Source organism: Pseudoalteromonas sp. Z1A6, from assembly GCF_011378745.1.
Classification (GTDB): Bacteria; Pseudomonadota; Gammaproteobacteria; order Enterobacterales; family Alteromonadaceae; genus Pseudoalteromonas; species Pseudoalteromonas arctica.
This window is the reverse complement of record NZ_WTKW01000133.1, coordinates 1-10,830: the sequence shown is the minus strand read 5'-3', so window position 1 is coordinate 10,830 and position 10,830 is coordinate 1. Positions and strand designations below refer to the sequence as shown.

Sequence of the window (10,830 nt, the reverse complement as noted above, 5' to 3'; positions counted from 1 at the left end):
GCCGCTATTTAGCGGCATTTTTATTTTCAGTTAATCTAAACTTGGTAATATTTGTTCACCAAACCACTCTGTTAGTAAGCGTTTTTCGTAATAAAATGATTCGTCGCGGCCCATTTTAATTTTATCCATAAAGCCCATATCTTTAAGCTCCACATCAGTATCTTTACTTAGCACTGTACCGTCGTTATCGGTTAACGAATAATTTAGCTTAATGCGTGGAAAATAAATTGGTTTTACTACACGAATTTCGTCCATACCACCATAACGCACATCACCTGCTAAATCTAAATCTGTAAACTCTACGTTTAATTTATAGTCTTTTGGCAATTGCTCGGCTAGTTTAGCCATATGCTTTTCGAAACTTGCTGCCACACTTTTGTGATATGAGCTCTTTGTTTGGTTTGACGCTCGCACATCACGATAATCATTAAAGTCATGCCATTTAACAACAGACTCACCAGCATGGGCAAGCGCAGGTAATGCGATACACATTGTTGTTGCTATTTTTTTAACTAAATTCATATCTTTCTCCAAAGAGGTAGACCAATCACAAAAGTGTAGATTGGAGTAAACCTAGCATTAGCTATTACTAGACTCATTTTAGCACTTGTTTATTAACTATAACTTAATCTTACGTATAAAGTGTTACTTGTACTGAGTAAAATGTAATCAAAAGTACTTAATTTACCGTTATTAAAAAAAGATGTTATTTAAACTATAGAAATTACAGATAAAGCATGTAAATCACCTCTATTTATGGTGAAATTAACTTAATTGATAAAAGGTACCCACGGAGCTTTCATGACTATTTTAGTAACCGGTGGCGCTGGCTATATTGGCTCGCACACTGTTTTAGAACTTTTACAGCAAGGTAACGATGTTGTTGTTATTGATAATTTAAGTAACTCATCACAAGAATCACTTGCGCGCGTAAAGAATATTACAGGCAAAGAGGCCACTTTTTACCAAGGCGATATTCTCGATAAATTCTTTTTAGATTCAGTATTTGCAAAACACACGGTTGATAGTGTTATACATTTTGCGGGCTTAAAATCAGTAGGCGAGTCGGTAGCAAAGCCCATTGAGTACTATCAAAACAATGTACAAGGTACGCTTACGCTTGTTGATGCAATGCGCGACGCGGGTGTATTCAAGTTAGTATTTAGCTCGTCAGCTACGGTATACGGCGACCCTGCAAGCTTACCAATTAAAGAAGACTTTCCTGTAGGCGGTACTACTAACCCGTACGGCACATCTAAACTAATGGTTGAAATGATGCTACAAGATATCGCTAAATCAGATGAGCGCTTTGCGTTTGCTATTTTGCGTTACTTTAACCCAGTAGGTGCACATGAATCGGGCTTGATTGGTGAAGATCCTAACGGTATCCCGAACAACCTTTTACCGTTTATCGCACAAGTAGCGGTAGGTAAATTAAAGCAACTCGCTGTATTTGGTGATGATTACGACACAGTTGATGGTACTGGTGTGCGCGATTATATACATGTAGTCGATTTAGCAATGGGTCATTTAAAAGCGCTTGATAAAATTGCCAGCAGCACGGGTGCATTAGTTTATAACCTAGGTACTGGTAATGGTTACTCTGTACTACAAATGGTTAATGCATTTATTAAAGCAAGCGATCAAGCTGTACCCTATCAGGTTTCACCTCGTCGCCCTGGTGATATTGCAGCATGTTATGCAGCGCCAGAAAAAGCACTTAATGAACTTGGCTGGGAAGCAGTGCGCGGTATTGATGAAATGATGCAAGATACATGGCGTTGGCAGTCAAATAACCCTAACGGTTATAAGGGTTAAGTAAAGCAAGCTTCAAACTTAAAGTAAGTGCGCGGTATAAAACCGCGCCTACAGAGTACTTTAAATACCGAGTTCAATTTTATAGCTGTGTTGTAGGCGTAGAGCGCAGCTTTTAATATTTAAAACTGATTGTTACTTACTTTTGGCTTCTCTAAAGCGCAGCGCCCTCTTAGCCTCTTTGTGAATAAATTACTTAAAATCTTTTTGCACAAAGAGGAGTAAATGATAAGACACCAAAGCATATAAATTACGAGCTTCGCTCGTCACGCCAGCAAGCAGCGCGTCTACAAGTAATTTAACCACAGCGTAAATTTTGGCTGTAAGCGTTTAGCTTGCTCACGCGAAAAGCGCAGCTTTTAATATTTATAACTGATTGTTACTTACTCTTGGCTTCTCTAAAGCGCAGCGCCCTCTTAGCCTCTTTGTGAATAAATCACTTAAAATCTTATTGCACAAAGAGAAGAAAAAGAGGAGTAAATGAGAAGAGACCAAAACATAGAAATTACGAGCTTCGCTCGTCACGCCAGCAAGCTGCGCGTCTACAAGTAATTTCAGCACAGCGTTAAGTTTTGGCTGTAGGCGTAGAGCTTGCTCACGCGAAAAGCGCAGCTTTTAATTACTTATATCCAATATTTAATAACGAGTATCTTTGTTATGTCTGCGCCCACTGCCTTAACAAATTATGATAAACACCCGTTAACTGAATAATCTCTGGGCTATCTTCTACTTTGCTGCGCAAACTTTGAATCGACATATCTAAATCAAATAACAAACCACGTTTTTCGTCGCTGTTTACCATGCTTTGTAACCAAAAAAATGAGGCTAATCTGCGCCCACTCGTTACTGGCATTACACGATGTAAACTCGTTGAAGGGTACAACACCATACTGCCTGCTGGCAGCTTTACGCTATGTGAGCCATAAGTGTCTTCAATAACAAGTTCACCGCCCTCATAGTCTTCGGGGTCATTAATAAATAACGTCATTGATACATCTGTACGAATTTTCACAGGCGTACCCGGCACTTGCCTGATTGCATTATCTACATGCACACCAAACGATTGCCCGCCTTGATAACAGTTAAATAACGGAGGAAAAATTTTTGCAGGAAGTGCTGCCGACATAAACAAATTACTGCGCGCAAGTGCTGCCATTATAATGTCGCCAAGCTCTTGGCATTCAGGGCTATTTTCAGGTAGCTGTAAGTTATTTTTTGCTTTGGTTGATTGATGCCCTGCGGTAATACTGCCATCGGCCCACTGCGCTTTAAGCAAAACCTCATGACAATAAGCCACTTCTTCTTTTGTTAATAGCTCTGGAATTTTAACTAGCATGTGCGCCCTCTCACATTTTTATCAAATAATTAAGGGCAGGTAATAGGCCTGCCCTTATATTTACTCATACTTTTTAATTTGTTTTAAAATTAAAAAGAGTAGCTTGCTGTTAGGCTAAACTTACGACCATCACCTGGTACAAAGTGCCCGCCACCTAGCTGATCAACGTAATCTTTATCACCTAAGTTTTCACCGTTAAACTGCAGGCTCAAATCTTTTGATATGTCGTACGCAATCATCAGGTCAAAAATAGTATAACCCGGTGCACGAGAACGTGTAGACGTAGTGCCGTTGTAGCGCTCACCTACATATTGTGCACCTAAACCAAACGATAATTTATCCGACATATCGTACGTAGTCCAAACACTCGCGCTGTTTTTAGGCGTACGTGCAAGTTCGTTACCAATTTGAGTTGCGTCGTCGCCTAATGCTTTAGTTACTTCGCTATCTTGGTAAGTGTATGAAGCAATTACAGTCCACTCTTTAGTAATTAAGCCTGTCGCTGAAAGCTCTAAACCTTGTACGCGCTGTTCACCACCGAGTATTTCGTCACTTGAGCTATCTGCAAATGGGTCATCAGTACGGGCATTGGTTTTCTCAGTACGGAAAAGTGCAGCATTAGTTTGCAGGCGCCCATCCATTAAGCTCCACTTAGTTCCTAGCTCGTAGCTGCGGCTTTCTTCTGCATCTAAATCAGCTGCATTTGAACGTGTAGATACCGTTAGCCCTTCAGCAGATGGGTTAAATGAATTACCCGCGCCTAAATATATACTGCCGTTATCGGCTGGTTTATAAACTACAGCCGCATTCCAACTAAATAAGTCATCACTTGTAGAAATTAAAGCGCTTGGGTCATTATAATCGTTGTGATAATCCGTAGTGAAGCTATCAAAACGAATGCCGCCCGTTACTTCCCATTGTTTATTAAGTGTTACTGTATCAAATGCATAAATAGCTTGGTTTTTAGCTTTAGCTTCAATACTTCTACCGTCACGGCCATACACACCCGTAAATGCAATTGTTGCATCAGGATTGTATAAGTCGTTGCGTATTCCATCTTCAATTAGGTTATCAGGTGTAGTTGCAACAAAGTTATGGCGTGTAAACGTTTCGTTTGCAAGTTCAACACCCACTACAACATCGTGAGTAAAGCCAGCAAATTCATAGTTACCAATTAAATCAACTTGAAGTGCAGCAAGTGAATTTTCTGTATCACGTGTTTTTTCATCTGCAAAGGTAATGTCAGTGTCTGTTGTAACCGAGAAATAACGCGGTGCAGTTGTTACCGATTCACGTTTAACTTTACCTAAACGACCTTGCACACGTAACGTAGTATTTTGAGAAAAATCATACTCATAACGAGCTGTTGTTGAGTAGGCTTCAATATCTTCATAATCACGGTAAATATTACCGTAAAAGTTATCAAAATCGACAGGAGAAGGTGAGCGCGCGCTATCTGCAAGTTCAGCTACTGGCGTATCACTGTAAACCCAAGGAATACCGTAATCTGGTAAATTGTCTTGGCGCTGATACTCTAGGTTTAAATCAAAACGGCTGTTTGTACCAAGCCCTGTTGCAAATGCAAACGCAACAGCATTTGTTTCATTCTCAACATGGTCACGACCTGCAACATCACCTTTATCAGTAAGAAGATTGATACGTAGTGCGCTTGTGTCGTTTACTTGAATGTTAGTATCAAAACGACCACGGTAATCGTTTTCTGTACCTAAACGTAGCGAAACGTCGTTAAAGTTGTCTAACTTCGCCTTTTTACTTTCTAAATTAACACTACCACCTGCTGCGCCACGACCAGAAACCGCTGAGCCTGGGCCTTTTGCAACTTCAACGGCTTCAATGTTGTAAATATCACGTGTGTAACCTGCAACATCACGAATACCATCTACAAAAATATCATTTGTTGCACTAAAACCACGAATCGACATGCTATCGCCAGTAGGTGAGCCACCCTCACCTGCAGCTAAAGAAATACCAGACACATTGCGTAAAGCATCACGTAAGCTATCTACGTTTCTATCTTTCATTACCGCTTGGTTAATTACCGTTACAGTTTTAGCTGTATCGAGTAGCGGTTGAGTGTATTTATGAGACGTTGATTTTTCAACAACATAGCTAGACTCAGTTTTAGTTTCTGCTTTAGTTACCGATAGTTCTTGAACATCCTGTGCACTTGCCCAAGTTGAAAGCGTTGCCGTAACAACCGCTGCAATTGGCTTTATGTAGGCATTTCCTTTATTCGATGGCTTACTCATGGTTACTCCGTAGTTTTTATTAAGCACTTAACTATTGTTAATTTAAGGTACATATTTAATTTCGGCGAAATCCTACCACCCAAACAAAGCAATGTAAACGATAACTGTTATCAATTGCATTGTTATGTAAATTCCTATATTGTATACACACTCAAAAATTAACAGTAATTACGTCCTTGTAATTGCTTGTAGTAACTTTCAGGATTGTTGTTAAGTAATGCGAAGCTTAATTAAACCAATTAGCGTAGTTATCGCGCTTTGTAGCACTATGGCAGTAAAAGCCGACACTGTTAGTGAGCTAGAACAACTCGTTAATAAATGGCTACAAATAGAAAATCAAAACACAGAATTAAATACTCATTGGCTTGAACAAAAAAGCAGCATGGAGCAAACCTTAACGCTTCTAAATGCTGAGCAGCAGCAACTTAGCGAGCTTAATCAGCGTAGAAAAAAAAACACCAGTGAGCTTGCCCAAAAACGCGAACAGCTTGTTACCAAGCAATCAGAGCTTGAAAATGATCAACAGCAATTAAATGATCAACTAGCGCGTATTTCTCAGCAATTACTTTCATTACAAGTGCAACTCCCCCCGCCACTTTTAAGTAGTTGGAAAAACACCGGTGATTTAAGCGACTCACAGCTCAGTACAACTGACAAATTACAAACAGCGCTAAAAATGCTGACTCTACTTAATGATTTTCAACAACGTATTTCTATTCACGAAATGGCTATTAAGCATCCTGATGGGCAAGAAGTATGGGTAAAGAAGCTTTACTTAGGTGCAGCTCAAGCATGGTTTGTAAGCGAAGATTTAAGTTATGTAGGTATTGGTTTTCCAAGTGACTTAGGTTGGCAGTGGGAATTTGACCCAAGCATTAATGCTGAACAAGTTGCACTGGGTATTGCTGTACAGCAAAAAAAGCGCGCTGCTGATTGGGTAACACTCCCAATATTAAGTTATGTAAATAAAAACCAGCAAGGGGCTAAATAATGGCTACTAACAGCATAATTGCAGTATTTAGCGCCACGGTTTTACTTTTTAGCGCAAACATTTCTTTTGCAGCCAGCAGTGATGATGCTAAACAAAGTATTTTAAGTGATATTAAAACAGCGCAACGCACTCTAAATAAAACTCAAAATAGTATTTCAAAAGAGCAAGCTACTCTTGCAAAGCAAATTTTTACCAAGCAGCAATCGCTCAGTAAATTGCGCGAACAAGCAGCCGTTAATCGCCGCCTAGCTGACGAAAACACATTAAGCCTTGATCAGTTACAAACCCGATTAGACACTTGGCAACAACAACAGCAATATCAATTAAACTTACTTAGCCGTTTTGTGCGCCAAAATACCAGCAATAGTGCTAGCAGTAACGAGTCGACTAATAACCAAAACGAGTTATTAAGCCGCGTTATATCGCAAATTAATAATCAAGAACAGGCACTTTATCCACAGTTTAAAAAACAATCGGTTGTGCTAAGTAATGGCGAATTAAGCCAAGCTAGTACCCTTCAAGTAGGGCCTGTTGCATGGTTTAGTACGCAAACACCTAAACTTATGGGTTTATTAAATTTGGATGATGAATCTAATGCATTAAAGGTAGCGTTAGTACAATCAACAAGTGACGATAACCCACTCGATAATACTTTAAAGCAAAACGGTGTAGGCTCTACATTACTTACTTTTGATCCTAGTTTAACGCACTTAGTGACTAGCCAAGCCCAACAAGAAAGTCCGCTTGAACACTTAGAAAAAGGCGGTTTATGGGCTATCCCTATTATTTTATTTGCCTGCTTTGCACTAACCATTGCGCTATTAAAAGCCGCGCAATTACTGCGTTTAAGTAAAATTAAAATGCACTCTCAAATGCAATTACAGCAATTTTTTAAAGCTGAAAATAGCAATGAATTTGCAGGCATGCAGCAGCAGTTATTTAACTTAACGCTGCAAAGCGAAAAAGGCCAAGTACGAGACGATCAATTATTTAATCAGTTAATTCACGATAAGCATAAACTCGATAACTTTATTGGCGCTATTGCCGTTACGGCTGCAGTAGCACCACTACTTGGCTTGTTAGGTACTGTTAGCGGCATGATTGAAACATTTAAAATGATGACCTTGTTTGGCTCAGGCGACCCAGAAGTTGTATCGGGCGGTATTGCACAAGCACTTATAACAACTGAATTAGGTTTAGTCGTTGCCATACCAGCTCTGGTATTAAATGCACTGCTATCACGTAAAGCAAAAGCGTACTACAGCCAACTAGAAGGCTTTGCATTACAGCTAAGTCAACTAGAAAAAGGAGAAACCAATGTTTGAAAAAATCGTTAGTAACCCTATTTGCTGGTGTATTCTTTTACTCGCTTTATTTGTATACCAGTTAATTTTTCATGACTTACTGCACCTTAAACAATACCAAGCGCAGCGCAAAGGCTACTGGCAAGAGGTTAGCTCTATTTTAACGGCTGCTCTTCCGCTACTTGGTTTATTAGGTACCATTGTTGGTTTGCTTGATACATTTAAAGTAATGGCGCTGGGCCATAACGAGTTAATGAGTGACGCCATTGGTGATGCATTACTAACAACTCAATTGGGCCTTGTGTGCGCTATTCCTGCATGGTTAATGCAAGCTTACTTAGCGTATTCGCAGCGTAATCCTAAATTACATACGTTAAGTAAACAGTTAGGGTAACACTATGCAATCACGATTAAAGCACAAGCTAGAGCAAGAAGCGGGGCAACATATTGATATGTCGCCGCTACTTGATGTGGTATTTATATTGCTAATATTTTTTATTGTTACAACCGTATTTGTACGCGAAAGCGGCGTTGAAGTTGATAAACCACAAGCCGTATCGGCCAGCCGTCTTGAGCAGCAAGTCATTTTTTTAGCAATAACCGACAACCAACAAGTATTTTTTGATGGTAGCCAAATTGGTGTTGCTGGTGTACGTAGTAGTGTCGAGCAAATGTTAAAACAGCAACAACGCCCTGTGGTAATTCAAGCTGATAAAACAGTACCTACAGAGTTACTTGTTCAAGTAATTGACGAAGCAAAGCTGGCAGGCGCGGCGCAAGTTAACTTAGCTACGAAGCAATAATATGCACACGATTGACTCGCCTCAAAAAACAAAAAACAATCGCCATCCACTTTTTGCATTTGGCCTTAGCCTCATTGTACTTAGTGCTGCATTACTACTTTTATGGCTTGGACAACTTGCAGAGCATCATATACAAGACAAAGTGGTTGTACGTGAGATTGCCATGGTGGCACTGCCACCTCCTCCTCCGCCATCAATATCGCAACAGCAAACAAGTGAGCCAATGCAAAGCTTAGCGGTAGAAGGTGCAGGCGCGTCTATTCAAGCCGTAAAAATTAAGATCAACAGCAATTTAAGTATTGTAAAACCCGATACACCTAGCGTAAAAGTAAGCGCGCCACAATGGCAATCAATGAGTGTAAATTGGGATGCATTTAGCTTAAATCAACTCGATGGTCTCCCCACTTTGCTTACTCCCGTCAAGGCCGTTTTACCAAAAAGCTTAACCCGCCGAGGTGTTGATGTATTTACTGTAAAACTCGATGTATTTATTGATGAAAGTGGCAAGGTAAGTTTAATTGAGGTAGTGCAAAATCCATATCCTGAACTTAAACCAGCTATCGACAAAATTATTAAACAAAGCCGCTTTAGTGCACCTAAAAAAGAAGGTGAAACCGTACGCGCTCGCTTTATTTGGCCAATCGAATTTAAACCTTAAGCCTATTAAAATGAAAAATATGAATATATTTAAAACGCTAAAACCATTAACTTCCGCACTGTTGACGACTGTAATGTGTTCATTACCTTTAGTAAGTGCAAGTAGCGTACATGCAAGCGCTGCCAGTGATACTAATGCGCCACTAAAAGTAACGTTATCGCCTAGCGATCCAACATGGCAGTTGGCTATAAATAATAAATTACTGGGTCCTACAGAGGTCCTTATTGAGCCGACCGAGCGCGGTTTTGCTCGCCAAGTGCAGCCACTCTTACAAGCCGGTAATTACAGTGAAGTTGCTGCGCTATTTAAAGGTCGTGATATAAGCCAAGATAGCACTGCTTTAAACTTGTTACGTGCACAAGTTTTGCTTTCAACAAAGGACTTTAATAACGCTGAACTGGCTTACTTGGCGTGTTTAAAAGCTTCACCTGATTTAGTAAAAGCACACCAAGGTTTGAGCCTTTTATACATGCAACAAGCAAAGTATGACAAAGCACAAACACACTTAGTACGCACTATTGAACTTGGTCAGGCTGATGCACAAAGTTATGCGCAACTTGCTTATATACACGTGCAGCACAGCCAACCTTGGAGCGCAGTAGCGGCCTACCGCCAAGCGCTGATGCTAGCGCCAGAAACAAGCCAATATCAACAAGGGCTATTGTTTGCGTTAATTGAATCGGGTGATTTAAATCAGGCAAATGCATTATTAAAAGAATTACTCAATAAAATCCCGGATAAAGCTGAACTTTGGTTGCAACGTGCACAAATAGCATTACAACTTAATCAAAAAAAGCAAGCGCTTGCTGCTATTGAAGTCGCCTTAAAACTCAACCCTAAAGATACCAGTAACCAGCTTTTAGCAGCCCAGCTACACTTAAGTGAAGGCAGCACTGAACGCGCTGTTAGTTTATTGAAGCAAGGTTTAAAACACGCCACTAAAAAACAGCAAGTTGAGGTTATTAATACCACGATGCAAACTTTAGGCTGGCTTGTATCTCAACAAAAATGGGATTCAGCTAAAGATCTAATAGGCAGCGCAAAAAGATTAACTAAGCAACTACCCCGTGATGAACAAGCCCAGTTCTCTGTATACAGCGCACAAATTGCTATGCAGCAAGGTAATACTAAACGTGCTCTTAAAAGCTTAAATAACGCACTTAAAATAAACCCGAATTTAGGTGATGCCCTACTTAGTTTAGCGAGTATATATCGCAGTAAAAGCCAACTTACCCAAGCAAAACTTATGTACGTTCGTGCACAAGCCCTACCTGATTACCAACTATCGGCGTGGCTTGGATTATCGCAAATAGCGATTGATTCTAAAGACTACCCGAGCGCGCTAAAGCATCTTAGAAAAGCATTACAAGCTAACCCACAACGCCAGGACTTAATTGCTAATATTCGCGCCCTTGAGAATATAGTGCGCCAAGAGGGGTAAGTTTAACGCTGTGGTTAAATTTACTTGTAGTCGCACAGATTGCTGGCGTGATGGGCAAAGCTCGTAATTTCTATGCTTTAATGTTTTCTCATTTACTCCTCTTTGTGAAATAAGATCTTAACTGATTTATTCACAAAGAGGTTTAGAGGGCGCTTCGCTTTAGAAAAGTAAAAATACATAATTACTATTGTTTTAATGTCTTCTCATTTACT

General features: G+C 40.0%; 10 protein-coding genes. 7 read left to right on the top strand and 3 right to left on the bottom strand.

Going from position 1 to position 10,830, the window contains the following annotated elements:
* Nucleotides 1–30 precede the first annotated feature (30 nt).
* Nucleotides 31–522, bottom strand: a complete 492-nt coding sequence (locus GQR46_RS10160; protein ID WP_010555263.1) for a DUF3016 domain-containing protein — start codon at nt 520–522, stop codon at nt 31–33.
* Between the two features lie 279 nt (nt 523–801).
* On the opposite strand from GQR46_RS10160, the gene galE reads away from it, so the two are divergent.
* Nucleotides 802–1,818, top strand: coding sequence for a UDP-glucose 4-epimerase GalE (gene galE, locus GQR46_RS10155; protein WP_165740872.1), 1,017 nt, complete (start codon nt 802–804; stop codon nt 1,816–1,818).
* Nucleotides 1,819–2,470: 652 nt separating this feature from the next.
* Here galE and GQR46_RS10150 read toward each other — a convergent pair.
* A complete protein-coding gene (locus GQR46_RS10150) occupies nt 2,471–3,151 on the bottom strand; it encodes a Fe2+-dependent dioxygenase (RefSeq protein ID WP_007585050.1) in 681 nt (226 codons plus the stop codon).
* Nucleotides 3,152–3,240: 89 nt separating this feature from the next.
* Nucleotides 3,241–5,421 carry a TonB-dependent siderophore receptor gene (locus tag GQR46_RS10145; RefSeq protein WP_165740871.1) on the bottom strand — a complete coding sequence of 727 codons (2,181 nt, stop codon included), beginning with the start codon at nt 5,419–5,421 and terminating at the stop codon, nt 3,241–3,243.
* Nucleotides 5,422–5,638: 217 nt separating this feature from the next.
* On the opposite strand from GQR46_RS10145, the gene GQR46_RS10140 reads away from it, so the two are divergent.
* The 6 genes from GQR46_RS10140 to GQR46_RS10115 are packed head-to-tail and all read left to right on the top strand — an operon-like array spanning nt 5,639 to nt 10,618.
* Nucleotides 5,639–6,412 (top strand): DUF3450 family protein, encoded by a 774-nt coding sequence (locus tag GQR46_RS10140; RefSeq protein ID WP_165740870.1) that lies wholly within the window; start codon nt 5,639–5,641, stop codon nt 6,410–6,412.
* Nucleotides 6,412–7,737 (top strand): MotA/TolQ/ExbB proton channel family protein, encoded by a 1,326-nt coding sequence (locus GQR46_RS10135; protein ID WP_165729237.1) that lies wholly within the window; start codon nt 6,412–6,414, stop codon nt 7,735–7,737. Before GQR46_RS10140 ends, GQR46_RS10135 begins: the two co-directional genes overlap by 1 nt.
* Nucleotides 7,730–8,110 carry a MotA/TolQ/ExbB proton channel family protein gene (locus GQR46_RS10130; protein ID WP_002960812.1) on the top strand — a complete coding sequence of 127 codons (381 nt, stop codon included), beginning with the start codon at nt 7,730–7,732 and terminating at the stop codon, nt 8,108–8,110. Before GQR46_RS10135 ends, GQR46_RS10130 begins: the two co-directional genes overlap by 8 nt.
* Nucleotides 8,111–8,114: 4 nt before the next feature.
* Complete coding sequence (locus tag GQR46_RS10125; RefSeq protein ID WP_036981164.1) at nt 8,115–8,519, top strand: biopolymer transporter ExbD; 405 nt, start codon at nt 8,115–8,117, stop codon at nt 8,517–8,519.
* A 1-nt stretch (nt 8,520) separates the two neighbouring features.
* Nucleotides 8,521–9,177 carry an energy transducer TonB gene (locus tag GQR46_RS10120; RefSeq protein ID WP_010555258.1) on the top strand — a complete coding sequence of 219 codons (657 nt, stop codon included), beginning with the start codon at nt 8,521–8,523 and terminating at the stop codon, nt 9,175–9,177.
* A 19-nt stretch (nt 9,178–9,196) separates the two neighbouring features.
* Complete coding sequence (locus GQR46_RS10115; protein WP_165740869.1) at nt 9,197–10,618, top strand: tetratricopeptide repeat protein; 1,422 nt, start codon at nt 9,197–9,199, stop codon at nt 10,616–10,618.
* Nucleotides 10,619–10,830: the final 212 nt, after the last annotated feature.